The sequence below is a fragment of the Variovorax sp. MSC1_012 genome (assembly GCF_023667525.1).
GTDB lineage: Bacteria > Pseudomonadota > Gammaproteobacteria > Burkholderiales > Burkholderiaceae_C > Variovorax > Variovorax beijingensis_B.
In genome coordinates this window covers 2953557-2978127 of sequence record NZ_CM174443.1, presented here as the reverse complement: position 1 = coordinate 2978127, position 24571 = coordinate 2953557, and the positions used below count along the sequence as shown (strand labels likewise).

Sequence of the window (24571 nt, the reverse complement as noted above, 5' to 3'; positions counted from 1 at the left end):
GTCAACGCCATCGCTTTTTCCGAGGAACCCCAATTGAAAATTCGCCATTGGCTGTTGATCGGCCTCCTGTGTTCCGCCAACGCCTGGGCCGGCGGCCTTGAAAGCCTCGAGGCCTTCGTGAAGACGGTCAAGTCGGGCCGTGCCGAGTTCACTCAGACCGTGACCGCGCCGCCGCGCGAAGGGCAGCCCGGCCGCACCAAGACCTCCACCGGCACCTTCGAATTCCAGCGGCCCGGCAAGTTCAAGTTCGACTACCAGAAGCCCTTTGCCCAGAGCATCGTGGCCGATGGCAAGACGCTGTGGCTCTACGATGCCGACCTGAACCAGGTCACGCAGCGCGCCCAGTCGCAGGCGCTGGGCTCCACGCCCGCCGCGCTGATTGCCGCGGCACCCGACCTGCGCGCGCTGCAGGCCGACTTCACGCTCGAGGCCGCGCCCGAGCGCGACGGCCTGCAGTGGGTCAAGGCCACGCCGAAGAACAAGGACGGCCAGCTGCAGAATGTGCAGGTCGGCTTCCAGGGCGACGCTCTGGCCGCGCTCGAAATTCTTGACAGCTTCGGGCAGCGCTCGGTGCTCAAGTTCAGCAAGGTCGAAGTGAATCCGGCGCTGCCTGCCAGCGCGTTCGAGTTCAAGACGCCCGCTGGCGCCGACGTCATCAAGCAATAGCCACCAGACGCACCGCAGGTTTGGCCACCAGTTCGCATCAACCCCTTGCCGAGCGCCTGCGTCCGAAGACGCTCGGCGAGGTCATCGGCCAGCAGCACCTGCTGGGGCCGGGCATGCCGCTGCGCATTGCCTTCGAATCGGGCCAGCCGCATTCCTGCATCCTCTGGGGGCCGCCCGGCACCGGCAAGACGACCATCGCGCGGCTGATGGCCGATGCCTTCGATGCGCAGTTCCTCAGCATCAGCGCCGTGCTCGGCGGCGTCAAGGATATCCGCGATGCGGTCGAGCGTGCCACGGCCGTGCGCGACGGCCTGGAGCAGCGGCGCACGATCGTCTTCGTCGACGAGGTGCACCGGTTCAACAAGAGCCAGCAGGATGCGTTCCTGCCGCATGTGGAATCGGGGCTGTTCACCTTCATCGGCGCCACCACCGAGAACCCGTCGTTCGAGGTCAACTCGGCCTTGCTTTCGCGCGCGGCCGTGTACGTGCTGCAACCGCTCACCGAGGCCGACCTCAAGCAGATCGTGGCCAAGGCGCAGGCCATCCAGGCGGTGCCGGACGTCGAGGACACGGCCATCGACCGGCTCGTCGCCTATGCCGACGGGGATGCGCGGCGCCTGCTCAACACGCTCGAGACGCTGGCCGTCGCGGCCCGCGCCGAGAAGCTCGGCCACATCACCGACGAATGGCTGCTGCGCGTGCTCGGCGAGCGCATGCGGCGCTACGACAAGGGCGGCGAGCAGTTCTACGACACCATCAGCGCGCTGCACAAGTCGGTGCGCGGCAGCGACCCCGACGCCTCGCTCTACTGGTTCGTGCGCATGCTCGACGGCGGTGCCGATCCGCGCTACATGGCGCGCCGGCTGGTGCGCATGGCCAGCGAGGACATCGGACTGGCCGATCCGCGCGCGCTGCGGCTCGCGCTCGACGCCGCCGAGGTGTATGAGCGCCTCGGCACGCCCGAAGGCGAACTCGCGCTGGCCGAGTGCGTGGTCTACCTGGCGATGGCGCCCAAGTCGAACGCCGTCTACACCGCCTACAACGCCGTGCGTGCGCTCATCAAGAAGGACAGCACGCGTCCCGTGCCGATGCACTTGCGCAACGCGCCCACCAAGCTCATGAAGGACCTCGACTACGGCAAGGGGTACCGCTACGCGCACGACGAGGAGGGCGGCTTTGCCGCGGGCGAGCGCTACCTGCCCGATGGCCTGGAGGGCCAGGTCTTCTACCAGCCCGTCGAGCGCGGGCTCGAAATCCGCATCGCGGAAAAACTGCGCGAGCTTCGCCGCCTGAACGGCCAGCGCGAGGAGTGATACGCCTTTTCACCATGCGCGTACGCCATGCATGACTTCACTCGCATACAGCATGGCGTGAGCGGGTAAACCCCGGGCAAGGCGCACCAAATCGGCGCTGGTGGGTGCTTACAATCCCGCCCACAAATCAGCCAGCGGCACATGTTGGCTGGTTTTTTGCTTATCAAGCCAAGGTGCCAAACCGGTGCCAAGGTGGGTGAACAGCACCCCGCAACGGTGCAACAAATAGGGAACGAGTTATGGAAATATTGCTGCAGCAGATCATCAACGGTCTGGTCCTGGGCAGCATGTATGCCTTGATAGCCTTGGGCTACACCATGGTGTACGGCATCATCAATCTGATCAATTTTGCGCACGGCGAAGTGCTGATGGTGGGGGCGCTCACGAGCTGGACCATCATCGGACTCATGAAGGAATCCATGCCCGGCACGCCCGGCTGGCTGATCCTCATCATCGCGCTGATCATCGCCTGCATCGTTGCAGCCACGCTCAACTTCGTGATCGAGAAGGTCGCCTACCGGCCGCTTCGCAACAGCCCCAAGCTCGCGCCGCTCATCACGGCCATCGGCATGTCGATCCTGCTCCAGACGCTGGCCATGATCATCTGGAAGCCCACCAACAAGGCCTATCCCAACCTGCTGTCGACCACGCCCATCGAGGTGGGCGGCGCGGTGATCTCGCCCACGCAGGTCATGATCCTGAGCGTCACGGCGTTCTCGCTCGTGGTGCTGATGTGGCTGGTCAACTACACCAAGCTCGGCCGCGCGATGCGCGCCACCGCCGAGAACCCGCGCGTCGCGGCGCTGATGGGCATCCGGCCCGATATGGTCATTTCGGCCACTTTCATCATCGGTGCCGTGCTCGCGGCCATCGCGGGCGTCATGTACGCCTCCAACTACGGCATCGCGCAGCACGCGATGGGCTTCCTGCCCGGCCTCAAGGCCTTCACCGCGGCAGTGTTCGGCGGCATTGGCAACCTGGCCGGTGCGGTGGTCGGCGGCATCCTGCTCGGGTTGATCGAGGCCATCGGCTCCGGCTACATCGGTTCGCTGACCGGCGGCGTGCTCGGCAGCAACTACAGCGACATCTTCGCTTTCATCGTGTTGATCGTCATGCTCACGCTGCGGCCCTCGGGCCTGCTCGGCGAGCGCGTGGCGGATCGGGCCTGAGGAGCAGCACACCATGAAAAACAGCAAGAACCTCGCTCTCTACGTTCTCGGCGTCGTCGCCGTGCTCGCGCTGCCGATCTTCCTGCAGAGCCAGGGCAACGCCTGGGTGCGCATTGCCGACATCGCATTGCTCTACGTGATGCTCTCGCTCGGCCTGAACATCGTCGTCGGCTACGCCGGCCTGCTCGACCTGGGCTATGTCGCCTTCTTTGCCGTGGGGGCCTACCTCTTCGCGCTGATGGGCTCGTCGCACCTGTCCGACACCTTCCCGTGGTTCAAGGCCATGTTCCCGAACGGGTTGCATACCTCGCTGCTCATCGTGATACCGCTGGCGCTGGTGGTGGCCGGGGTGCTGGGCGTGATGCTCGGCGCGCCCACGCTCAAGCTGCGCGGCGACTACCTGGCCATCGTGACGCTCGGCTTCGGCGAGATCATCCGGGTGTTCCTGAACAACCTCGACCAGCCGATCAACATCACCAACGGGCCGAAGGGCATCACCGCCATCGACTCCGTCAAGTTCTGGGGCCTCGACCTGGGCAAGGCCTGGAAGTTCGACGGCTTCACGATCTCGTCGGTCACGCTCTACTACTACCTGTTCCTTGCGCTGGTGGTGGCCACGATCATCATTTCGCACCGCCTGCAGATGTCGCGCATCGGGCGCGCCTGGATGGCCATCCGCGAAGACGAGATCGCGGCCAAGGCCATGGGCATCAATACCCGCAACATGAAGCTGCTGGCCTTCGGCATGGGCGCGAGCTTCGGCGGCGTGTCGGGCGCCATGTTCGCGGCCTTCCAGGGTTTTGTCTCGCCCGAGTCGTTCAGCCTCATGGAGTCGGTGATGATCGTCGCCATGGTGGTGCTGGGCGGCATCGGCCATCTGCCGGGCGTGATCCTGGGCGCCGTGCTGCTGGCTGCGCTGCCCGAGGTGCTGCGCTACGTGGCCGGGCCGCTGCAGGCCATGACCGACGGCCGCCTCGACGCGTCCATCCTGCGCCAGCTCTTCATTGCGCTGGCCATGATCGTCATCATGCTGGTGCGTCCGCGCGGCCTCTGGCCTTCGCCCGAGCATGGCAAGACCTTGCAGCGCAAGGGCGTGGCTTCCGATGCGCCGGTGGCGCCGGGTTCGCTGCAGACTCACGGGCCGGGCATCGAGACGCCCGCCGACGAGCTGCCGGGTGCGGCCTCGCGTCCCATGTCGATCAATCCGTGAGCCGAAGGAAGCCATCAACATGACGACTGACACCATCCTCGACGTCCGCGGAATTTCCAAGCGCTTCGGCGGCCTGCAAGCGCTTTCCGACGTCGGCATCACCATCAAGCGCGGACAGGTCTATGGCCTCATCGGCCCCAACGGCGCCGGCAAGACCACGTTCTTCAACGTGATCACCGGGCTCTACACGCCCGACAGCGGCAGCTTCGAGCTGGCCGGCAAGCCCTACCAGCCCACGGCCGTGCACGAAGTGGCCAAGGCAGGCATTGCGCGCACCTTCCAGAACATCCGCCTGTTCTCCGAAATGACGGCGCTCGAGAACGTCATGGTCGGGCGCCATATCCGCACCCATTCGGGCGTGTTCGGCGCCATGCTGCGCACCCGTTCGTTCAAGGCCGAGGAAAAGGCCATTGCCGACCGCGCGCAGGAACTGCTCGACTACGTGGGCATCGGCAAGTTTGCCGACTACAAGGCGCGCACGCTGTCGTACGGCGACCAGCGCCGACTCGAGATTGCGCGCGCACTGGCCACCGACCCGCAGCTCATCGCGCTCGACGAGCCCGCCGCGGGCATGAACTCGACCGAGAAGGTGCTGCTGCGCGAGCTGATCGACCGCATCCGCAAGGACGACCGGACCATTCTCATCATCGAACACGACGTCAAGCTCATCATGGGCCTGTGCGACCGCGTCACCGTGCTCGACTACGGCAAGCAGATTGCCGAAGGCACGCCCTACGACGTGCAGAAGAACGAGAAGGTGATCGAGGCCTACCTCGGCACCGGAGGACACTGAAATGGCGACGACGACAATGACGAGCGCAGAAGAAACAACGACAGCAACGGCAACTGCAACCCCGCCCAAGACCGCGGCCAATGCTCCTGGCAAGACGCTGCTCAAGGTCAGCGGCCTCAAGGTCGGCTACGGCGGCATCCAGGCGGTGAAGGGCGTGGACTTCGAGGTTCACGAAGGCGAACTGGTGTCGCTGATCGGCTCCAACGGCGCCGGCAAGACCACCACCATGAAGGCGATCACCGGCACGCTGCCGGCGGGCGCCGGCACCATCGAATTCCTGGGCCGCAACATCAAGGGCCGCGGCGCCTGGGACCTGGTGGGCGAGGGCCTCGTGATGGTGCCCGAAGGCCGCGGCGTGTTCACGCGCATGACGATCACCGAGAACCTGCAGATCGGTGCCTACATCCGCAACGACAAGGCCGAGATCGCCAGCGACATGGAGCGGGTGTTCGTGACCTTCCCGCGCCTGCGCGAGCGCAAGGACCAGCTCGCAGGCACCATGTCGGGCGGCGAACAGCAGATGCTGGCCATGGGCCGTGCGCTCATGGCGCGCCCCAAGGTGCTGCTGCTCGACGAGCCCACCATGGGTCTTTCGCCGATCATGTGCGACAAGATCTTCGAGGTGGTCCAGACCGTGGCCGCGCAGGGCGTGACCATCCTGCTGGTGGAACAGAACGCCAACCGGGCGCTGCAGCTGGCCGACCGCGGCTACGTGATGGAGTCGGGTCTCATCACGATGACGGGCGACGCCAAGGATCTGCTGAGCGACCCGCGCGTGCGGGCCGCCTACCTGGGCGAGTAGACGACAGCCCCCCGGCTTTTCACTCCGCTTCGCTTCGTGTAATTCTCCACCCCCCGAGGGGGAGGCGCGGCTCGCCTTGGGGCGGCCCGGCGGCGGCCGCCTCTTTCAGTCGACCCTGGCGCCGGTTGCCTTCACGACGGCTTCGTACTTGGAGAGCTCGCTCTTCATGAACGTGCCGAACTGCTCGGGCGAATTGGCGACCGGCTCGGCCAGCAGCGTGGCGAAACGGGCCTTCGTCTCCGGCGCGTTCAAAGCGGCCACGAAGGCCTGGTTGAGCTTCACGACCACGTCGTGCGGCGTGCCGGCCGGTGCCACCAGGCCCCACCAGGTGTCGATCGAGAAGCCCTTGAGCGTGTCGGCCACCGGCGGCAGCTCGGGCATGGCGCTGCTGCGCTGCAAGGTCGTGACCGCAATGGCCTTGAGCTTGCCCGAGCGGATGTTCGGTGCCGCCGTGGCAAGGTTGTCGAAGTTGAAGTCGACCTGGCCGGAGAGCAGCGCCAGCTGCGCCGGATTGCCGCCGTTGTACGGAATGTGCAGCGCGAAGATGCCGGCCTGCTTCTTGAACAGCTCGCCTGCCAGATGGCCGGCGCTGCCGTTGCCGCCGCTGCCGTAGTTGAGCTTGGCGGGGTTGGCCTTGGCGTAGCGGATCAGGTCGGCCACGGTGTTGATCTTCAGGCGCTGCGCCGTTTCCGCATTCATCACCAGCACGTTTGGCACGCGCACCATCTGCGTGACGGGCGCGAAGTCGGTCGCCGCATTGAACGGGATCTTGCTGTAGAGCCACGGATTCACCGCATGGGTGGCGGTGGCCGCAATGCCGATGGTGAGGCCGTCGGGTGCCGCCTTGGCCACGATGTCGGCGCCGATGTTGCCGCCCGCACCGGGCTTGTTGTCGATGATGACAGTGCCCAGGGCGTCCTTCACGCGTTCGGCCAGCATGCGGGCCGTCACGTCGATGGGGCCGCCGGCGGCGTAGGGCACCACGAGGCGGATCGGGCGCTGCTGCTGGGCCGCGGCCTGGCCGGTGGCCATCAGCGTGGCGCTGGCGAGCAGCGCGAGGAGGAAGTGTCTCGTCTTCATTCTTTTATGTCTCGTCTCGGGGAAGGGGAAGCGGGATCAGGGAAGCGCCTTGTCGGCCTCGGTGGTGAATGCGTCGGCAAAGAACTCTTCGTCGGGCAGGCCGGCTAGCGCCACGTAGTCGTGCCGGGCCGAGTCGACCACGATCGGTGCGCCGCAGGCATACACCTGGTGGCCCGAAAGATCGGCAAAGTCTTCCAGCACCGCGCGATGCACGAAGCCCGTGCGGCCGGTCCAGTTGTCTTCCGGCGTGGCGTTGGAGATGACCGGCACGTAGCGCAGGTTCGGCGTCTCCTTCAGATGTTCGCGGACCCAGGCATCCATGTAGAGGTCTTCGGGCCGGCGGCCGCCCCAGTAGAGCGTGGCGGGCCGCTCGAGCCCCAAGAACTTCATGTGCTCGAGCAGCGCCTTGATGGGCGCGAAGCCGGTGCCCGAGGCCAGCAGGATCATCGGCTTGGCCGAGTCCTCGCGCAGGAAGAAGCTGCCGTAGGGGCCTTCGATGCGAAGGATTTCCTTTTCCTTCATGGCGCCGAACACATGGTCGGTGAACTTGCCGCCCGGCAGATGCCGCAGGTGCAGCTCGATGCCCGTGCCCGGCTCGGCCAGCGTGTGCGGCGCATTGGCCATCGAGTAGCTGCGGCGCGCGCCGTCGCGCAGGATGAATTCCACATACTGGCCCGCATGGAACTGCAGCGGCTCGCCGGCCGGCAGCTGCAGGCGCAGCTTCATCACGTCATGGGAGAGCCGCGTGAGCGCCAGCACCCGCACCGGCATCTTGCGGATCGGCAGGGCGCCGGCCTCGGTGACCTGGCGCGACTCGAGCACTACGTCGCTCTTGGCATGGGCGCAGCAGGTGAGCACGAAGCCCGCCAGCTGTTCTTCGGCGCTCAGCGCCTTGCTCTGGTGCGGACCGAGTTCGACCTCGCCCGAGAGCTTCCTGCACTTGCACGAGCCGCAGGCGCCATCCTTGCAGCCATAGGGAAGGCCGATGCCCTGGCGGATGCCGGCCGCGAGAATGGTTTCGTCGCCATGCACCACGAAATGACGCCCGCTGGGCTCGACGGTGATGGAAAAGCCCGCTTCATGCGGCGCTGCAACAGTCATCGGTATTCTTCGGCTTGTTTCAGCCTGGCTGAAAAGGGAAAGGAACTCGGATTTTGCCTTCAATCAATAGCCCTTCCGGCGCGCTGCCGGCGCGCTTTCGCCGCGAACGCCTGCTGATCGTGGGTTGCGGCGACGTCGGCCAGCGCGTGGCGCGCAGCCTGCGCGGCCGCGTGCAGCTGGTGGCGCTCACTTCATCGAGCGGCCGGGTGCCGGCCCTGCGTGCAGCCGGCATCCGTCCGCTCGTGGGCAACCTGGACGATCCGGCCACGCTGCGCCGCCTGGCCGGCGTGGCCACCCGCGTGCTGCACCTGGCGCCACCGGCGCGCGACGGCGGCGCCGCCTGGTGGCGGGACCAGCGCACCACCGCGCTGGCGCGCGCGCTGCGGCTGCGCTCCGTGCCGCTTGCGTTCGTCTACGGCTCCACCAGCGGCGTCTATGGCGACTGCGGGGGGGCGCGGGTGAGCGAAACGCGCCCCGTGCGGCCCGACACCCCGCGTGCCCACCGCCGCGTGGACGCCGAGCGCGCGGTGCGCTGGCTCGGCCGCAGCGCGGGCGTGCGCGCCAGCATCCTGCGCATCCCGGGCATCTATGCGCCCGACCGCGAGGGCGGCACGCCGCGCCAGCGGCTCGCGCGCGGCACGCCGGTGCTGCGGCGCGAGGACGACGTGTTCACCAGCCACATCCATGCCGACGATCTTGCGCGGGCCTGCGTGGCGGCGCTGTTCCGCGGCCGGCCGCAGCGCATCGTGCATGCCTCGGACGACACCGAGCTGCGCATGGGCGACTACATCGACCTCGCGGCCGACCTCTATGGCATGCCGCGCCCTCCGCGCGTGGCGCGCGAGGAAGCCCAGCGCCAGCTGCCGTTGCAGCTGCTGAGCTTCATGGGCGAATCGCGCCGGCTCGACAACACGCGGCTCAAGCGCGAGCTGCGCGTGCGGCTCGCGCACCCGACGGTGCACACGGGACTGCGCGAGCAGGGCTGAAGGCGGGTACTGCGAGGCGCCCGAAAGCGAAGGAGGAAGAGGTGGTGCCCGGGGCCGGAATCGAACCGGCACACCTTTCGGTGGGGGATTTTGAGTCCCCTGCGTCTACCAATTTCACCACCCGGGCAGGGTTCTGAACGAAGCCTAAAATTATGGCACAGTGGGAATATGAATTGCCCCCACGCTCACCACTTCGCGTATTCGCTGCCCCCCGAGGGGGCGCTCAACGTCCTTTGGGCGGCCATGCGGACGTTGCCATGAATTATCCGACCATCGAAGACGCCATCGGCAAGACCCCCCTGGTGGCACTGCAACGCATCGATGCGGCCGAAAACGCCAGGCGCGGCAACGTGATCCTCGGCAAGCTGGAAGGCAACAATCCCGCGGGTTCGGTGAAGGACCGTCCCGCGCTTTCGATGATCAAGCGCGCCGAGGAGCGCGGCGAGATCAAGCCCGGCGACACGCTGATCGAAGCCACCTCGGGCAACACCGGCATCGCGCTGGCCATGGCCGCGGCCATCAAGGGCTACCGCATGGTGCTGATCATGCCGGAGGACCTGTCGGTCGAGCGCGCCCAGACCATGAAGGCCTTCGGCGCCGAGCTGGTGCTCACGCCCAAGAGCGGCGGCATGGAATACGCGCGCGACCTGGCCGAACAGATGGTGGCGCAGGGCAAGGGCCGGGTGCTCGACCAGTTCGCCAATGCCGACAACCCGCGCATCCACTACGAGACCACCGGCCCCGAGATCTGGGCCGACACCAAGGGCAAGATCACGCATTTCGTGAGCGCCATGGGCACCACCGGCACCATCACCGGCGTCTCTCGCTTCCTGAAGGAAAAGAACCCCGCGGTGCGCATCATCGGCGCGCAGCCGGCCGAAGGCTCGCGCATCCCGGGCATCCGCAAGTGGCCGGCCGAATACCTGCCCAAGATCTACGAGCCGAGCCGGGTCGATGAAGAAATCAGCGTGAGCCAGGACAACGCCGAAGAGATGTGCCGGCGCCTTGCGCGCGAAGAGGGCATCTTCGGCGGCATCTCCGCGGCCGGCGCGCTGTGGGTAGCGCTCGAGGTTGCCAAGACGGTCGAGAATGCGACCATCGTGTTCGTGGTGTGCGACCGCGGCGACCGGTATCTCTCGACCGGCGTTTTTCCCGCCTGACCGAAGCCATGGCCCACCCCAAGTTCTGCCAGGCCTGCGCCACGCCGCTCGAATGGATCGCGCTGATGGAAGACGGCGGTCCCAAGGAGCGCCTGCGCTGCCCGTCCTGCGGCCACACGCACTGGAACAACCCCACGCCCGTGCTCGCGGCCATTGTCGAATACCGCGGCCAAGTGCTGCTGGCGCGAAACGCCGCCTGGCCGGTGAAGATGTACGCGCTGATCACCGGCTTCATGGAAGCCGGCGAAACGCCCGAGGAAGGCATTGCGCGCGAGGTCAAGGAAGAAACCAACCTCGACGTGAGTGCGACCAAGCTCGTGGGCGCGTACGACTTCCAGCGCATGAACCAGATCATCATCGCCTACCACGTGGTGGCCGATGGCGAGGTCAAGCTTTCGCCCGAGTTGCTGGACTACCGCCTCTACGATCTGCCCGACCTCAAGTGCTGGCCCGCGGGCACCGGCTATGCGCTGGCCGACTGGCTGCGCACCCGGGGGCACGAGCCGGTGTTCTTTACCGCGGCGGAAAACGAGGAGCGGCGGCGCGGCCTGAACCTGCCGCCCGAGGAGCCGAAGAATGCAGGTTGATCGCGAACTCGACACGCGGGGCCTGAACTGCCCGCTGCCCATTCTCAAGGCCAAGAAATCGCTCAACGACATGGCGAGCGGCCAACTGCTGAAGGTGGTGTCGACAGACCCGGGCTCGCTGCGCGACTTTCAGGCCTTTGCGCGGCAGACCGGCAACGAGCTGGTCGAGCAGCAGACGATCGGCAGCGACTTCATCCACGTGCTGAAGAGGCGCTGAGCGCCAGAAAAGAGAAGGGCCCCGTCGGGGCCCTTTTTCTTCAGAGCTCCAGGCTCTTGAGGTATTCGCGGAACTGCGCACCGACCTCGGGGTGCGCAAGCGCAAGCTCCACCGAAGCTTGCAGAAAGCCTTCCTTGCTGCCGCAGTCGTAGCGCGTGCCCTTGTAGGCATAGGCGTAGACCGCTTCCTTCTTCATCAGCGCCGCGATGCCGTCGGTGAGCTGGATCTCGCCGCCCGCGCCCTTGGGCTGGTTGCGGATCTCGTCGAACACGCCGGGCGTGAGGATGTAGCGGCCCGCCACGCCGAGGCGCGAAGGCGCCTTGTCCGGCGAGGGCTTCTCGACCATGCGATCGACCTTCACGAGGTCGTCGCCGATGGATTCGCCCGCCACGATCCCGTAGCGCTTGACGTGTTCGAGCGGCACTTCCTGCACCGCGAGCAGCGAAGCACCGAGCTTGCCGAAGGCGGCCGTCATCTGCGCGAGCACAGGTGCGCCGCCCACGGGGCCGACCATCAGGTCGTCGGCCAGCAGCACGGCGAAGGGTTCGTTGCCCACCAGGTGTTCGGCGCACAGCACCGCATGGCCGAGCCCGAGCATGCGCGGCTGGCGCACGTAGGAGCAGGTCATGTCGTCGGGCATGACGGAACGCGCTATTTCGAGCAGTGCGTGCTTACCGCTGGCCTCGAGCTGGCTCTCGAGTTCGTAGGCGGTGTCGTAGTGGTCTTCGATGGCACGTTTGTTTCGGCCAGTTACGAAAATCATGTCGCGAATGCCCGCCGCGTAGGCTTCCTCAACCGCGTATTGGATGAGTGGCTTGTCGACAACCGGCAGCATTTCCTTGGGCTGCGCCTTGGTGGCGGGCAGAAAGCGGGTGCCGAAACCTGCAACAGGAAATACGGCCTTGCGGATGCGTGTCGAGGGAGTGGGCATGGACAATTTGGGCGTCTGTTCGTTCAGTTGAAGAAGAAGGTTCGATGGATCAACGGCGGCACGGAAATGCCGTCGTTGCCATGCTAAACCTTGCCCAGGCCCGCGTGTGTCAGCCGAGACGCACAAGCTGGTCGCGAAGACGCTCCAACATGGTGCTGAAATCGGCCAGGCGCTTGCGCTCCTGCTCGATCACGGCCGGCGGTGCCTTGGCCACGAAGGCTTCGTTGCCGAGCTTGCCGTTCACCTTGAGGATCTCGCCCTCGATGCGGGCAATTTCCTTGCCGATGCGCGCGCGCTCGGCGGCCTTGTCGATCTCCATGTGCAGGCACAGGCGCGCCGTGCCGACCACGGCCACGGGCGCCGCTTCGGCCGCCGCCGACCACGAAGCCTCGTCGTCGAAGACCTTCACTTCCTTGAGCTTGGCCAAGGCCTGCAGCACCGGCGCCGCGTCGCGCAGGAAGGCCGCGCCCTCGGCATCGTCGGCCACCGCATAGAGCGGCAGGCGCACCGCGGGCGAGACGTTCATTTCGCCGCGCAGCGTGCGGCAGGCATCGACCAGCGCCTTCAGGCGCGCCACATGCGCTTCGGCCGCTTCGTCGATCTTCTCGGGCTGGCTCTTGGGGTAGGCCGCGACCATGATCGATTCGCCCTCGCGTCCGGCGACGGGCGCCACCTTCTGCCAGAGCTCCTCGGTGATGAACGGAATCACCGGATGCGCAAGGCGCAGCAAGGCCTCGAGCGTGCGGATCAGCGTGCGGCGCGTGGCGCGCTTCTGCGCATCGTCGCCGGTCTGGATCTGCACCTTCGCGATCTCCAGGTACCAGTCGCAGAACTCGTCCCAGGCGAACTGGTAGATGGCGTTGGCCACGTTGTCGAGCCGGTATTCCTCGAAGCCCTTGGCCACTTCGGCCTCGACGCGCTGCAGCTGCGATGCGATCCAGAAATCGGCGCGGCTGAACTTCAGGTAGCCGTGCGCCGGTCCGCCGACCGCGCACTCTTCCTTGGTGTGCTCGCGCAGGCCGCAGTCCTGCCCTTCGCAGTTCATCAGCACGAAGCGCGTGGCGTTCCAGAGCTTGTTGCAGAAGTTGCGATAGCCCTCGCAGCGCTTGCTGTCGAAGTTGATGCTGCGGCCGAGCGATGCGAGCGACGCGAAGGTGAAGCGCAGCGCATCGGCGCCGAAGGCCGGAATGCCGTCCGGAAATTCCTTCTGCGTGTTCTTGCGCACCGCGGGCGCGGTCTCGGGCCTGCGCAGGCCCTGCGTGCGCTTGTCGAGGAGTTCGGGCAACGCGATGCCGTCGATCAGGTCGACCGGGTCGAGCACGTTGCCTTCGGACTTGCTCATCTTCCGGCCCTGCGCATCGCGCACCACGCCGTGGATGTAGACGTCCTTGAACGGCACCTTGCCGGTGAAATGCTTGGTCATCATGATCATCCGGGCGACCCAGAAGAAGATGATGTCGTAGCCCGTCACGAGCACGCTCGAGGGCAGGTACAGCTCGAGTTCCTTGGTCTTCTCGGGCCAGCCGAGCGAAGAGAAGGGCACCAGTGCGGACGAATACCAGGTGTCGAGCACGTCCTCGTCGCGGCGAAGCGTCTTGCCCGGTGCCTTGGCCTGCGCCTCGGCCTCGTCGTGCGCCACGTACACCTTGCCGTCTTCGTCGTACCACGCCGGGATCTGGTGGCCCCACCAGAGCTGGCGCGAGATGGTCCAGTCCTGGATGTTCTCCATCCAGTGGTTGTAGGTGTTGACCCAGTTCTCGGGCACGAAGCGCACCTCGCCCGACTTCACCACGTCGATCGCCTTCTGCGCGATCGACTGGCCGTCGGCGCCGGGTCGCGTCATGGCCACGTACCACTGGTCGGTGAGCATCGGCTCGACGATGGCGCCGGAGCGCGCGCAGCGCGGCACCATGAGCTTGTGCTTCTTCACCTCGACCAGGAGGCCGAGCGCATCGAGGTCCGCCACGATGGCCTTGCGCGCCACGAAGCGGTCCATGCCGCGGTATTTCTCGGGCGCGTTGTCGTTGATGGTGGCGTCGAGCGCGAGGATGCCGATCAGCTCGAGCTTGTGGCGCTGGCCGACCGCATAGTCGTTGTAGTCGTGCGCGGGCGTGACCTTGACCACGCCGGTGCCGAATTCCTTGTCGACGTAGTCGTCGGCAATGATGGGAATCAGCCGGTCCACCAGCGGCAGCCGCACCTGCTTTCCGATCAGCTGCCGGTAGCGCTCGTCCTCGGGGTGGACCATCACGGCCGTGTCGCCGAGCATGGTTTCGGGCCGCGTGGTGGCCACCGTGAGCGTGCCGCTGCCGTCTGCCAGCGGATAGGCGATGTGCCAGAGCGAGCCGTCTTCCTCTTCGCTTTCCACTTCGAGGTCGCTCACCGAGGTCTTGAGCACCGGGTCCCAGTTGCCCAGGCGCTTGCCGCGGTAGATCAGGCCCTCTTCATAGAGCGAGACGAAGGTCTGCGTGACCACCTTGGACAGGTCCTCGTCCATCGTGAAGTATTCGCGGCTCCAGTCGACCGTGTCGCCCATGCGGCGCATCTGCTCGGTGATGGTGTTGCCCGACTTTTCCTTCCATTCCCACACGCGTGCCACGAAGTTCTTGCGGCCCAGGTCGTGGCGGCTGATCTTCTGCTCCTGCAGCTGGCGCTCCACCACGATCTGCGTCGCGATGCCTGCATGGTCGGTGCCCGGCACCCACACGGTGTTGTCGCCCTTCATGCGGTGGTAGCGCGTGAAGCTGTCCATGATCGTGTGGTTGAACGCATGGCCCATGTGCAGCGTGCCCGTCACGTTGGGCGGCGGTAGCTGGATGGCGAACGAATCGGCGCCTTCCTTGGGCGCCTGCGTGCCGCGGAAGCCGGCCTTGGCGTAGCCGCGCTTCTCCCACTCGGGGCCCCAGTGCGCCTCGATGGCGGCGGGTTCGAACGACTTGGAGAGGCTCTCCAGTCCAGGCTGGGCGGAAGGGGTGGTGGGTTCGCTCATGGGAAATGCAGAAGCGGCGCCTTCGGGGGTGCCGTGGGGACAAGATGGGATAGCCGGCGATTTTACCGGGGCCGCCCCGGGGCAGGCCCACCCCACATAATTCCGGGATGCTCTTCCTGCTCTCCCCTGCGAAATCGCTCGATTACGACACCCCCGTTCCCGCCGAAATCCCCGCCACCCAACCCCATTTCGAAGCTCCCCGCGGCCCCTCGGCCGAACTGATCAAGCTGCTGCGCGAGAAGTCGCCGCAGCAGATCTCCGAACTCATGCACCTGTCGGACAAGCTCTCCGCGCTCAACGTGGCGCGCTACCAGGCCTGGTCCGGCAAGAGCACCCCCAGGAACGCCCGCCAGGCCGCCTTCGCATTCGACGGCGATGTCTACGGCGGGCTCGATGCGCGCTCGCTCACGCCCGCTCAGCTGGGCTGGGCGCAGGAGCACGTTTGCATCCTGAGCGGCCTCTACGGCCTCCTGCGCCCGCTCGACCTGCTGCAGCCCTACCGGCTGGAGATGGGCACGCCGCTTGCCAATCGGCATGGCAAGGACCTGTATGCCTTCTGGGGCCCGCGCATTGCGGAGCACCTGAACCAGCGCCTGGCGGCGGACCGCACGCCCGTGGTGGTCAATGTGGCCTCGCAGGAGTACTTCAGGTCGGTGGACCGGAAGGCGCTCAAGGCGCGCGTGGTCGAATGCGTGTTCGAGGAATGGAAGGGCGACCGCTACAAGATCGTGAGCTTCTACGCCAAGCGCGCCCGCGGCCTGCTCGCGCGCTGGGCGGTGCTGCACAAGGCCGCCACGCCCAAGGCGCTGGAAAAATTCGATCTCGAGGGTTATGGTTTCGACGCCACGGTATCGACAGCCGAAAGGCTGGTGTTCAGAAGGAAGACTTGATATGTCGCAACCGATCAGTCCGGAGCTCCGGGAATGGCTGGTGTCGCAGCTCGCGGCGGGGCATTCTGTGCCTGCGCTGCGGGCCTCGATGCGCGCGGCCGGGTGGCAGGACGCGGCCACCGACCTTGCGCTGGCGCAGCTCGAGGCCGGCTTTCCCCACGTGGAAGTGGCCAGGCCGCGGCGCACCGAGATGCCCGGCCCCGACCTCGAAGGCGCGCCGCTCTACATCGACGCGGGCGACCGCCGCGTGCAGGTGCTGCAGACCATGCGGCATCCGCGCGTCGTCGTGTTCGGCAACCTGGTGTCGCCCGATGAGTGCGAAGGGCTGATTGCCGCGGCGCGGGTGCGGCTCGCGCGCTCGCTCACGGTCGAGACGCGCACCGGCGGCGAGGTGCTCAACGTCGACCGCACCAGCGAGGGCATGTTCTTCGAGCGCGGCGAGAACGACATCGTCGCGCGTCTCGAGCAGCGCATCGCCGTGCTGCTGCGCTGGCCGGTGGAGTTTGGCGAAGGCCTGCAGATCCTGCGCTATGCGCCCGGCGCCCAGTACCGCCCGCACTACGACTATTTCGACCCCGGCGAACCCGGCACCCCCACCATCCTCAAGCGCGGCGGCCAGCGCGTGGCCACGCTCGTGATGTACCTGCAGGAGCCCGGGCAGGGCGGCGCCACCACCTTCCCCGACGTGGGCCTGGAAGTGGCGCCCGTGCGCGGCACCGGCGTGTTCTTCAGCTACGAGGAGCCCGATCCCGCCACCCGCACGCTGCATGGCGGCGCGCCCGTGCTCGCAGGCGAGAAGTGGGTGGCCACCAAGTGGCTGCGCGAACGCGAATTCAAATAAACAGACAGGAGCGCCATGAAGCTGCTGGCCAACGGATTGCAGATCGAGGTCGACGACACCGGCGGCGAAGGCCGCCCGGTGGCTCTGCTCATCATGGGCCTGGGCATGCAGCTGGTCGGCTGGCCGCAGGACTTCGTGCAAGCGCTGGTCGATGCGGGCTTTCGCGTGGTGCGCCATGACAACCGCGACATCGGCCTGAGCCAGGGCTTCGACCACGCGGGCACTGGCAACATCGTGTGGGAGAGCATCCGCCAGCGCCTGGGCCTGCAGGTGCGCTCGGCCTACACCCTGCAGGACATGGCGCGCGATTCGCTGGGCGTGCTCGACGCATTGGGCATCAAGCAGGCGCACGTCATCGGCGCATCGATGGGCGGCATGATCGCGCAGCACCTGGCCGCCGAAGCGCCCGATCGCGTGACCAGCCTCGTGAGCATCATGAGTTCCAGCGGCGCACGCGGCCTGCCCGGACCGCGCAGCGACGTCGCCGCCATGCTGCTGCGCCGGCCGCTGGGCGGCGGCGAGGCCGAACTGGTGGCGCACAGCATCCGGCTGCTCAGGATCATCCAGAGCCCCGCCTATCCGCAAAGCACCGAGGCGCTGACCGAGCGCCTCACCTTCAGCATGCGCCGCGCCTACCGCCCGGCCGGCATGTTCCGCCAGATGCTCGCCATTGGCGCCGATGCGCGCCGGCCCGAACTGCTGCCGCGCATCAAGTGCCCGACGCTGGTGCTGCACGGCGAAGCGGACGCGCTGGTGCCGATGGCCTGCGGGCTGGACACCGCCAAGCGTATTCCGGGCGCGAAGTTCGTCAGCATTCCCGGCATGGGCCACGACCTGCCGCCCGAGGTCTGCGCCATCCTCGCCCACCACATCGCGCCGTTCCTGCATGCGGCCGAAGAACACCACAAGCCATGAGCCTGGACAACATTCCCCCTACCAACCCCAACACGCCCGAGCAGTCGCAGCTGGGCCGCGCCTCGGCCTATGCCGACCAGTACGACCCGACCCTGCTCTTTCCGATTGCGCGCAGCACCCAGCGCGAAGCCATGGGTATCGCCGCCGATGCGCTGCCCTTCTTCGGCGCCGATCTCTGGACAGCGTTCGAGGTGAGCTGGCTCAACCTGCGCGGCAAGCCGCAGCTGGCCATCGCGCACTTCACCATCCCCTGCGAAACGCCCAACATCATCGAGAGCAAGTCGTTCAAGCTGTACCTCAACAGCTTCAACAGCAGCGCCTTCGCGAGCGTCGACGCCGTGCGCGACCGCCTGCGCGCCGACCTGTCCGAGGCGCTCTGGCGCGGCAGCGACCAATCGGCCGGCATCGGCGTGAAGCTGCTGGCGCCCGACCTGTTCGACCGCGAGCCGGTGCACGAGCTCGACGGCCTGGACCTCGACCGGCTCGACATCGAGTGCACCCACTACCAGCCCGCGCCCGAGCTGCTGTCCAGCGACAGCACCCAGCCGCCGGTGAACGAGACGCTCACCAGCCGCCTGCTCAAGAGCAACTGCCTCGTCACCGGCCAGCCCGACTGGGGCAGCGTGCAGATCCACTACAGCGGCCCGGCCATCGAGCAGGCCGGCCTGCTCGCGTACATCGTGAGCTTTCGCAACCACAACGAGTTCCACGAACCCTGCGTTGAGCGCATGTTCACCGACATCTGGCGCCGCTGCCAGCCCCACAAGCTCGCCGTGTATGCGCGCTACACGCGGCGCGGCGGGCTCGACATCAACCCGTTCCGCACCAGCTGGCCGCAGGCGCTGCCGCCGAACATCCGCACCGCGCGGCAATAAGAGGCGAGGGCGTCGCCGAAGCCCCTCTTCGGAAATCCGGAACCCGCAGCCCGGACCCTGTGGCATTCTGGAACTGCCCGCGACACTGCGGGCGGCTATCCGGAGCAGACACACATGGTTGAAGGAAAAGTAGTCGTCGTCACCGGCGCAGGCGGCGGCATCGGGCGCGACATCGCGCTGGCCATGGCGAGCCATGGCGCGAGAGTGGTGGTGAACGACATCGGCGCGGCCCTTGATGGTGCGGGCGGCAGTGCCGGCCCCGCGCAGCAGGTGGTCGACGAGATCCGCGCCGCAGGTGGCCAGGCCGTGCCCAACACCGACAGCGTGGCCGATGCGGCCAGCGCGGCGCGCATCGTCGAATGCGCGGTCGAGAGCTTCGGGCGCATCGACGCGGTGGTCAACAACGCCGGCATCCTGCGCGACCGCTTCTTCCACAAGATGTCGGTCGACGAGTGGGACGCCGTGCTCAAGGTGCACCTGTACGGCGCCTACTACGTGAGCCGCGCGGCCGCCACGCACTTCAAGGAACAGAACTCGGGCGCCATGGTGCACATGACCTCGACCTCGGGCCTCATCGGCAACTACGGCCAGGCCAACTACGCAGCGGCCAAGCTCGGCATCGTGGCGCTGTCGAAGTCGATCGCGCTCGACATGCTCAAGTTCAACGTACGCTCCAACTGCATCGCACCGTTTGCATGGAGCCGCATGATCGGCGCCATTCCCACCGACACCGACGAGCAGCGCGCCCGCGTCGACAAGATCAAGCAGATGACGCCCGCCAAGGTGGCGCCGCTCGCGGTGTACCTGGCAAGCGATGCGGCCGGCGCGGTCAACGGCCAGATCTTCTCGGTGCGCAACAACGAGATCTCGCTCATCAGCCAGCCGCGGCCGGTGCGCTCCATCCATCGTTCCGAAGGCTGGACGCCCGAGAGCATTGCCGAGCACGCCATGCCTGCCATGCGCGCGAGCTTCCATCCGCTGGACCGCTCGGCCGACGTGTTCAGCTGGGACCCGGTCTGAGCGGGGCGGGCTCCTGAGGTCAAACCCTGAGGCCGGCGCGCGCCGCGCCATTCGCCGGACAATGCACGCTTCCTTTCTTTCTGGCGCGCCTGTCCGGTGAACCTGCATTTCGACCTGTTCGACCTGAGATTGTTCGTCTACGTGGCGGACGCGCGCAGCCTCACGCGCGGCGCCGAGAAGGCCTGCATCTCGCTGGCGGCCGCTTCCACGCGCATCAAGCAGATGGAAGAGGCCGTGGGCGGCAAACTCCTGCACCGCAGCGCGCAGGGCGTGAGCCTCACGGCGGCAGGGCAGGCGGTGCTCTACCATGCCAAGCGCGTGATGCAGCAGATGGAGCACCTGCGCTGCGACATGCAGGACTTCGGCAAGGGCATCAAGGGCCATGTGCGCGTGTTCGCCAACACCACCTCGATCACCGAATACCTGCCGCAGAAGCTGGCCGGCTTTCTCACGCAGCATCCGGCGGTGCAGGTGGACCTGCGTGAATACCTGAGCGAGGAAATCGTGCGCGCCGTGGCCGACGGCGAGGCCGACATCGGCATCCTGGCCGGCGACGTGCACACCGGCGAGCTCGACGCGCGCCCCTTCGGCCGCAACCAGCTCGTGCTGGTGGTGCCCGCCGCGCACCATCTTGCGGGCGCGCCCTCGGTGGCCTTTGCCGACACGCTCGACGAGCAGCACGTGGGCCTGCACCACGGCAGTGCCATCCACCGCTTTTTGCAGCGCCGGGCCGAGCTGGCCGGCCGCGGCTTCAACCCGCGCATCCAGGTCAGCAGCTTCGAGGCGATCTGCCTGATGATCGAGGCGGGCGTGGGGGTAGGCGTGCTGCCGGCCTCGTCGGCGCAGCGGCTGTCGATGGCCATGCGCATCGCGACCGTGGCGCTCAGTGATGCCTGGGCGGAGCGCGAGCTCAAGCTCATCGCGCGCAGCCGCGAGCAGCTGCCGGCCTCGGCGCGCGAGCTGTTCGACCACCTCGTTGCGCCCTGAAGAAGAGGGCGCGCAGGCCATGTCCGCCGACCTGAAGTCGCTGCGCCTGTTCGTGGCCGTGGCCGACCACGGCAGCATCAGCGAAGGCGCCAAGCGCTGCCACATCGCGCTCGCGGCTGCGAGCAAGCGCATCTCCGACCTGGAAGCCCGCGCGCGGCTGCCCCTGCTGGTGCGCCATGCGCGCGGCGTGACGCTCACTTCGGCAGGCCATGGCCTGCTGCTGCATGCGCGCGCCGTGCTCTCGGCCATGGACCGGCTGGGCGCCGAGCTCGACGACTTCCAGAACGGCGTGGCGGGCGTGGTCAGCATCACGGCCAACGCGTCCACCATCGCGCAGTTCCTGCCCGCACAGATCGGCTCCTTCCTGCGCCTGCATCCGGTGCTCAAGATCGACCTGCAGGAGCGCGCTAGCACCGAGGTCGTGAAGGCCGTGCAGGCGGGCCTGGCCGACATCGGCGTGATCGAGGGCAACACGCCCGCCGAAATGCTCGAATGCCTGCCCTACCGCAGCGATGAACTGGCCGTGGTGGTGGCGCGCGACCATCCGCTGGCCAGGCGCAAGCGCATCGGTGTGGAGGAGGTCCTGCGGCACGACCATATCGTGGTGCGCGAAGGCACGGCGCTGCACCGCGTGCTGCTGAACGCGGCACTGGAGGCGCAGGCGCCGCTCAAGGTGCGCATGCAGGTGGGCAGCTTCGACATGGTGTGCCGCATGGTGGAGCAGGGGGTGGGCATCGGCGTGCTGCCCTACGCGGCCATCCTGCCGCAGCTGCAGATCCTGAAGCTGCGCTGCCTGAAGCTCGATGCGCCGTGGGCGGTGCGCCGCCACCTGCTCTGCGTGCGGCGGCAGCAGGACCTGACCGCGGCCGCGCGCTCGGTGCTGGAGCACCTCGGCCGGCCGGACTGAGTCCGAGCCTTCGCGCGGCGCGAAGCCTCGCGCCCGCCAAAAACGAATTGTTCTCCACGGCCTGCGCACCAAGAATCGTGCAGCCGCAAAGTAAAAGGAGACATTCTTGAAGATCACCCGCGTCAGCGCCACGCCGCTGAACATTCCCGTCACCATCGATGTGCTGGGGCTCAACCAGCAGACCTCGCTCTCGCTCTGCCTGACCGAGATCGAGACCGACACCGGGCTCGTCGGCCATGGCATGACGGCCATCACCGAAGAGGAAATCATTGCCGCCGCCGTGCGCGAGGTGGCCGGCCCGGCATTGATCGGCGAAGACCCGATGGCCACCGAGCGCCTGTGGGACAAGCTCTACTGGCTGCTCTCGCCGCGCGGCCAGACCGGCTATGCGAGCCACACCATCGCCGCGCTCGACATCGCGCTGTGGGACCTGAAGGCCAGGGCGCTGGGCCAGCCGCTGTGGCGCCTGCTGGGCGGTGCCCGCTCCAAGGTGCCGGTCTATGCGACCTTCGGCTTCGGCTTCTTCGAGCGCGACCAGCTCGCCGCGGCCGCCAAGCTCTGGGTCTCGCAGGGCTTCCGGCGCCTGAAGATGACCGTCGGCGGCCATGCGCTCGCGCGGCGTGACGAGCCGCGGCCCATCGACGAGGTCATTGCCGAGGACGTGCGCCGCGTGGCGGCCGTGCGCGAGGCCGTCGGCCCCGACGTGAAGCTGTATGTCGACGCCAACTGCGGCCTCGACCTGTTCCACGCGACCGAGCTCGCGCGCCGCATCGAACCCTACGGCATCAGCTTCTTCGAGGAGCCGCTCACGCAGAACGACGTGCAGCAGATGGCCCAGCTGCGCGCGCGCACCAGCATTCCGCTGGCCTGCGGACAGAACGAAGGGCTGGCCTTCCGCTTTCGCGACCTGTTGGTGAACCAGGCGGCCGACGTGCTGCAGCCCAACGTGACCATCTCGGGCGGCTACACGCAGTGCCTGAAGATCGCGGGCATGGCGCAGGCCTTCAATGTGCCGATCGACAACGGCGGCGCCTGGCCCTTCCACAACATGCACCTGCATGCGGGCGTGTCGAACGGCGGCATGGCCGAATACCACTACGTGGCGGTGCAGATGCTCAAGCAGGTCTTCGACGGCCTGCCGGTGCCGCAGGACGGCTGGCTGCAGCTGCCCGAAACGCCGGGCCTGGGCTTCGCGCCCAATGCGGAGCGCGTGCGCGAACTCGCGAAGCTCCCCACTTCGCGTGGCAAGGGCAAAGCCTAGGGATGGACGCCCCCCCGAAGCGCCCTTGGCGCTTCCCCCCCCCACTGGGGGGCGCACCCGGCGGCCCGGCAAAGCCGGTTCCGCGGGTGCACTTGAAGGAGCCGCGCAGACGGCGACGGACCAACGACATTTGGAGACACGATGAAAAAAGCTGCAGACCTTGTTCGCCCTGCACGCCGCGAGGCGCTGCGTGCCGCCATGGCCCTGGGCCTTGCTGGCGCGCTCGCCGTGCCCGCCGCCTGGGCCCAGAAGTACCCCGACAAGCCGATCCGCCTCGTGGTCGGCTATTCGGCCGGCGGCGGCGTCGATGCGGTCGCGCGCCTGCTCGGCACGCGCCTGTCGGCGGTGCTCGGACAGCAGGTGATGGTCGACAACCGCACCGGCGCCACCGGCATGATCGCCGCCGAATACGTTGCCAAGTCGGCGCCGGACGGCTACACGCTGATGATGGGCGACAGCGCGCTGCTGGCCGCCAAGCTGCTGCAGCCGAAGGCGCCGGTCGATCCGCTCACCAGCTTCAGGCCCGTCGCGGGCGCCTTCGTCTCGCCGCTGATGATCGTCACAGGCAACGACTTCCCGGCCAGGACGCCGGCCGAATTCGTGAAGGAGATCAAGGCCCGGCCGGGACACTATTCCTACGCCACCTCGGGCGTGGGCACGGTGCACCACCTGGGCTTCGAGATGCTCAAGCAGACCAGCGGCAGCAAGGTGGTTCATGTGCCCTACCGCGGCGCCGCGCAGATCGTGCCCGATGTGGTCGGCGGGCAAGTACCCATCGGCGTGGTCAGCGCCACGGCCGGCATGGCGCAGGCCAAGGCGGGCAAGCTGCGCGCCATCGGGCTGATGAACACCGCACGGCTCGAAGGCGCGGAAAGCGTGCCGCCACTGGCCGATGCGCTGCCGGGCTTCGACGTGGCGCCGCGCATCTTCGTGCTCGCGCCCGCCGGCACGCCGGACGAGATCGTCGACAAGCTCTCGGCCGCGGTGAAGACGGTGCTCGACACGCCCGAGGCCGGCGCCGCGGCGGCCGCGCAAGGCACGCTGCGCGCCTACGCCGCGCCGGCGCAGCTCGGCAAGGACATGGCCGAGGAGACAAAGCGCTGGCAGCGCATCATCGCCGAGCAGAACATCGTGGCGGAGGGCAAGTAGATGGCACTGCCGCACCTGGGCCTGATCGTGCCGCCGGCCGCCGGCGCGGTGCCGGTGGACGGCCCGCTGCTCTATGGCGAGCGTATCCGCTTCAGTGCGCTGGGGCTGGGCCTCGGCGAAATTTCCACGCGCGGCTACACCGAGGTGATCGACTCGGTGGTCGAGAAGGCGGTGGCGCTCAAGGCCGAGGGCGCTGCCGCGGTCTCGCTCATGGGCACCTCGCTGAGCTTCTTCCGCGGCGCCGCGTTCAACCGGCAGCTCGAAGTCGAGATGGCGCGCGCCACCGGCCTGCCCTGCACGACCATGAGCAACGCCATCGTCGGCGCGCTGCGCCATCTGGGCGTGCGGCGCGTGGCGGTGGCCACGGCCTACATCGACGAGGTCAACGCACATCTGCGGCGCTACCTCGAGCAGAGCGGCTTGGAGCCGCTGGCGCTCGAGGGGCTGGCCATCTCCGACGTGCAGGCCGTGGGCCGGGTGCCCACGCAGGTGCTGGTCGACCTGTGCCTGCGGGTGTTCGATGCAGAACCCGGCGCGGACGGCATCCTCATTTCATGCGGCGGGCTGGTCACGCTCGATGCGGTGCGCGAAGTGGAAGCGCGGCTGCAGTTGCCCGTGGTGTCGAGTTCGCCCGCGGGTTTCTGGGACCTCGTGCGCACCGCGGGCCTCGATGCGCGCTCGGCGGGGCAGGGCCGGCTGTTCGCCGAGGCCTGAGCCCCAGA

Annotated in this window: 24 protein-coding genes and 1 tRNA gene; 20 read left to right on the top strand and 5 right to left on the bottom strand. The window is 67.4% G+C overall.

What is annotated here, in order from left to right; genetic code table 11:
• Positions 1–33 precede the first annotated feature (33 nt).
• The 6 genes from lolA to L1081_RS14100 all read left to right on the top strand — a co-directional run bounded on the left by lolA (position 34) and on the right by L1081_RS14100 (position 5953).
• Positions 34–666: an outer membrane lipoprotein periplasmic chaperone LolA gene (lolA, locus tag L1081_RS14125; RefSeq protein WP_489412768.1), complete on the top strand. Its 633-nt coding sequence runs from the start codon at positions 34–36 to the stop codon at positions 664–666.
• Positions 667–686: 20 nt separating this feature from the next.
• Positions 687–1979 (top strand): AAA family ATPase, encoded by a 1293-nt coding sequence (locus tag L1081_RS14120; protein ID WP_489412767.1) that lies wholly within the window; start codon positions 687–689, stop codon positions 1977–1979.
• 239 nt (positions 1980–2218) lie between these two features.
• Positions 2219–3148, top strand: coding sequence for a branched-chain amino acid ABC transporter permease (locus tag L1081_RS14115; protein ID WP_215246055.1), 930 nt, complete (start codon positions 2219–2221; stop codon positions 3146–3148).
• Between the two features lie 13 nt (positions 3149–3161).
• The gene (locus L1081_RS14110; RefSeq protein WP_489412766.1) at positions 3162–4358 is read left to right on the top strand and encodes an ABC transporter permease subunit; all 1197 of its coding nucleotides are present in this window, start codon (positions 3162–3164) and stop codon (positions 4356–4358) included.
• 19 nt (positions 4359–4377) lie between these two features.
• Positions 4378–5151: an ABC transporter ATP-binding protein gene (locus tag L1081_RS14105; RefSeq protein ID WP_124957304.1), complete on the top strand. Its 774-nt coding sequence runs from the start codon at positions 4378–4380 to the stop codon at positions 5149–5151.
• Positions 5152–5167: 16 nt separating this feature from the next.
• The gene (locus tag L1081_RS14100) at positions 5168–5953 is read left to right on the top strand and encodes an ABC transporter ATP-binding protein (RefSeq protein WP_124957497.1); all 786 of its coding nucleotides are present in this window, start codon (positions 5168–5170) and stop codon (positions 5951–5953) included.
• Positions 5954–6058: 105 nt separating this feature from the next.
• Here the strand turns inward: L1081_RS14100 and L1081_RS14095 are convergent, their stop codons facing one another.
• Positions 6059–7033: a tripartite tricarboxylate transporter substrate-binding protein gene (locus L1081_RS14095; protein WP_489412765.1), complete on the bottom strand. Its 975-nt coding sequence runs from the start codon at positions 7031–7033 to the stop codon at positions 6059–6061.
• Positions 7034–7069: 36 nt separating this feature from the next.
• Positions 7070–8134 (bottom strand): 2Fe-2S iron-sulfur cluster-binding protein, encoded by a 1065-nt coding sequence (locus L1081_RS14090; protein WP_489412764.1) that lies wholly within the window; start codon positions 8132–8134, stop codon positions 7070–7072.
• Between the two features lie 53 nt (positions 8135–8187).
• Here L1081_RS14090 and L1081_RS14085 point away from each other — a divergent pair, with 53 nt between their 5' ends.
• Entirely contained in the window at positions 8188–9120 is a 933-nt protein-coding gene (locus L1081_RS14085) for an SDR family oxidoreductase (RefSeq protein ID WP_489412763.1), read from the top strand.
• Positions 9121–9162: 42 nt separating this feature from the next.
• Here the strand turns inward: L1081_RS14085 and L1081_RS14080 are convergent.
• A tRNA-Leu gene (locus tag L1081_RS14080) sits at positions 9163–9247 on the bottom strand.
• Between the two features lie 130 nt (positions 9248–9377).
• Between L1081_RS14080 and cysM the strand changes: the two genes are divergently transcribed.
• Genes cysM through L1081_RS14065 form a run of 3 tightly spaced genes read left to right on the top strand, consistent with a single transcriptional unit; the run spans position 9378 to position 11084 of the window.
• A complete protein-coding gene (gene cysM / locus L1081_RS14075; RefSeq protein ID WP_145741265.1) occupies positions 9378–10280 on the top strand; it encodes a cysteine synthase CysM in 903 nt (300 codons plus the stop codon).
• An 8-nt stretch (positions 10281–10288) separates the two neighbouring features.
• Positions 10289–10867 carry an NUDIX hydrolase gene (locus tag L1081_RS14070; protein WP_319430422.1) on the top strand — a complete coding sequence of 193 codons (579 nt, stop codon included), beginning with the start codon at positions 10289–10291 and terminating at the stop codon, positions 10865–10867.
• A complete protein-coding gene (locus tag L1081_RS14065) occupies positions 10857–11084 on the top strand; it encodes a sulfurtransferase TusA family protein (protein WP_012746445.1) in 228 nt (75 codons plus the stop codon). Before L1081_RS14070 ends, L1081_RS14065 begins: the two co-directional genes overlap by 11 nt.
• A 40-nt stretch (positions 11085–11124) precedes the next feature.
• On the opposite strand, the gene galU is transcribed toward L1081_RS14065, so the two are convergent.
• Entirely contained in the window at positions 11125–12015 is an 891-nt protein-coding gene (galU, locus tag L1081_RS14060; RefSeq protein ID WP_489412762.1) for a UTP--glucose-1-phosphate uridylyltransferase GalU, read from the bottom strand.
• A 109-nt stretch (positions 12016–12124) separates the two neighbouring features.
• The gene (locus L1081_RS14055) at positions 12125–15004 is read right to left on the bottom strand and encodes a valine--tRNA ligase (RefSeq protein ID WP_489412761.1); all 2880 of its coding nucleotides are present in this window, start codon (positions 15002–15004) and stop codon (positions 12125–12127) included.
• A 107-nt stretch (positions 15005–15111) separates the two neighbouring features.
• Between L1081_RS14055 and yaaA the strand changes: the two genes are divergently transcribed.
• The 10 genes from yaaA to L1081_RS14005 all read left to right on the top strand — a co-directional run bounded on the left by yaaA (position 15112) and on the right by L1081_RS14005 (position 24563).
• On the top strand, positions 15112–15894 hold the full coding sequence (yaaA, locus tag L1081_RS14050) for a peroxide stress protein YaaA (protein ID WP_489412760.1): 783 nt from the start codon (positions 15112–15114) through the stop codon (positions 15892–15894).
• Position 15895: 1 nt separating this feature from the next.
• Positions 15896–16735, top strand: a complete 840-nt coding sequence (locus tag L1081_RS14045) for a 2OG-Fe(II) oxygenase (protein ID WP_489412759.1) — start codon at positions 15896–15898, stop codon at positions 16733–16735.
• A gap of 15 nt (positions 16736–16750) precedes the next feature.
• Entirely contained in the window at positions 16751–17650 is a 900-nt protein-coding gene (locus L1081_RS14040; RefSeq protein ID WP_489412758.1) for an alpha/beta fold hydrolase, read from the top strand.
• A complete protein-coding gene (gene queF, locus L1081_RS14035; RefSeq protein WP_489412757.1) occupies positions 17647–18525 on the top strand; it encodes an NADPH-dependent 7-cyano-7-deazaguanine reductase QueF in 879 nt (292 codons plus the stop codon). The genes L1081_RS14040 and queF overlap by 4 nt, the downstream gene beginning before the upstream one ends.
• Before the next feature lie 114 nt (positions 18526–18639).
• The gene (locus L1081_RS14030) at positions 18640–19545 is read left to right on the top strand and encodes an SDR family NAD(P)-dependent oxidoreductase (RefSeq protein WP_489412756.1); all 906 of its coding nucleotides are present in this window, start codon (positions 18640–18642) and stop codon (positions 19543–19545) included.
• Between the two features lie 96 nt (positions 19546–19641).
• Positions 19642–20532 (top strand): LysR substrate-binding domain-containing protein, encoded by an 891-nt coding sequence (locus L1081_RS14025; protein ID WP_489412755.1) that lies wholly within the window; start codon positions 19642–19644, stop codon positions 20530–20532.
• Positions 20533–20551: 19 nt separating this feature from the next.
• Positions 20552–21439, top strand: coding sequence for a LysR substrate-binding domain-containing protein (locus L1081_RS14020; RefSeq protein WP_489412754.1), 888 nt, complete (start codon positions 20552–20554; stop codon positions 21437–21439).
• A 106-nt stretch (positions 21440–21545) separates the two neighbouring features.
• Positions 21546–22700: an enolase C-terminal domain-like protein gene (locus L1081_RS14015; protein WP_489412753.1), complete on the top strand. Its 1155-nt coding sequence runs from the start codon at positions 21546–21548 to the stop codon at positions 22698–22700.
• 141 nt (positions 22701–22841) lie between these two features.
• The gene (locus tag L1081_RS14010) at positions 22842–23849 is read left to right on the top strand and encodes a tripartite tricarboxylate transporter substrate-binding protein (protein WP_489412752.1); all 1008 of its coding nucleotides are present in this window, start codon (positions 22842–22844) and stop codon (positions 23847–23849) included.
• Positions 23850–24563: an arylmalonate decarboxylase gene (locus tag L1081_RS14005; RefSeq protein ID WP_489412751.1), complete on the top strand. Its 714-nt coding sequence runs from the start codon at positions 23850–23852 to the stop codon at positions 24561–24563.
• Positions 24564–24571: the final 8 nt, after the last annotated feature.

Bases quoted from the DNA above. Each gene is read 5' to 3' on its own strand.
- yaaA (WP_489412760.1), top strand. From the start codon at position 15,112: ATGCTCTTCCTGCTCTCCCCTGCGAAATCGCTCGATTACGACACCCCC.
- L1081_RS14055 (WP_489412761.1), bottom strand. From the start codon at position 15,004: ATGAGCGAACCCACCACCCCTTCCGCCCAGCCTGGACTGGAGAGCCTC.
- L1081_RS14065 (WP_012746445.1), top strand. From the start codon at position 10,857: ATGCAGGTTGATCGCGAACTCGACACGCGGGGCCTGAACTGCCCGCTG.
- queF (WP_489412757.1), top strand. From the start codon at position 17,647: ATGAGCCTGGACAACATTCCCCCTACCAACCCCAACACGCCCGAGCAG.
- L1081_RS14100 (WP_124957497.1), top strand. From the start codon at position 5,168: ATGACGAGCGCAGAAGAAACAACGACAGCAACGGCAACTGCAACCCCG.
- L1081_RS14005 (WP_489412751.1), top strand. From the start codon at position 23,850: ATGGCACTGCCGCACCTGGGCCTGATCGTGCCGCCGGCCGCCGGCGCG.
- L1081_RS14020 (WP_489412754.1), top strand. From the start codon at position 20,552: ATGTCCGCCGACCTGAAGTCGCTGCGCCTGTTCGTGGCCGTGGCCGAC.
- L1081_RS14040 (WP_489412758.1), top strand. From the start codon at position 16,751: ATGAAGCTGCTGGCCAACGGATTGCAGATCGAGGTCGACGACACCGGC.
- L1081_RS14110 (WP_489412766.1), top strand. From the start codon at position 3,162: ATGAAAAACAGCAAGAACCTCGCTCTCTACGTTCTCGGCGTCGTCGCC.
- galU (WP_489412762.1), bottom strand. From the start codon at position 12,015: ATGCCCACTCCCTCGACACGCATCCGCAAGGCCGTATTTCCTGTTGCA.
- L1081_RS14105 (WP_124957304.1), top strand. From the start codon at position 4,378: ATGACGACTGACACCATCCTCGACGTCCGCGGAATTTCCAAGCGCTTC.
- cysM (WP_145741265.1), top strand. From the start codon at position 9,378: ATGAATTATCCGACCATCGAAGACGCCATCGGCAAGACCCCCCTGGTG.
- L1081_RS14115 (WP_215246055.1), top strand. From the start codon at position 2,219: ATGGAAATATTGCTGCAGCAGATCATCAACGGTCTGGTCCTGGGCAGC.
- L1081_RS14030 (WP_489412756.1), top strand. From the start codon at position 18,640: ATGGTTGAAGGAAAAGTAGTCGTCGTCACCGGCGCAGGCGGCGGCATC.
- L1081_RS14070 (WP_319430422.1), top strand. From the start codon at position 10,289: ATGGCCCACCCCAAGTTCTGCCAGGCCTGCGCCACGCCGCTCGAATGG.
- L1081_RS14045 (WP_489412759.1), top strand. From the start codon at position 15,896: ATGTCGCAACCGATCAGTCCGGAGCTCCGGGAATGGCTGGTGTCGCAG.
- L1081_RS14090 (WP_489412764.1), bottom strand. From the start codon at position 8,134: ATGACTGTTGCAGCGCCGCATGAAGCGGGCTTTTCCATCACCGTCGAG.
- L1081_RS14010 (WP_489412752.1), top strand. From the start codon at position 22,842: ATGAAAAAAGCTGCAGACCTTGTTCGCCCTGCACGCCGCGAGGCGCTG.
- L1081_RS14095 (WP_489412765.1), bottom strand. From the start codon at position 7,033: ATGAAGACGAGACACTTCCTCCTCGCGCTGCTCGCCAGCGCCACGCTG.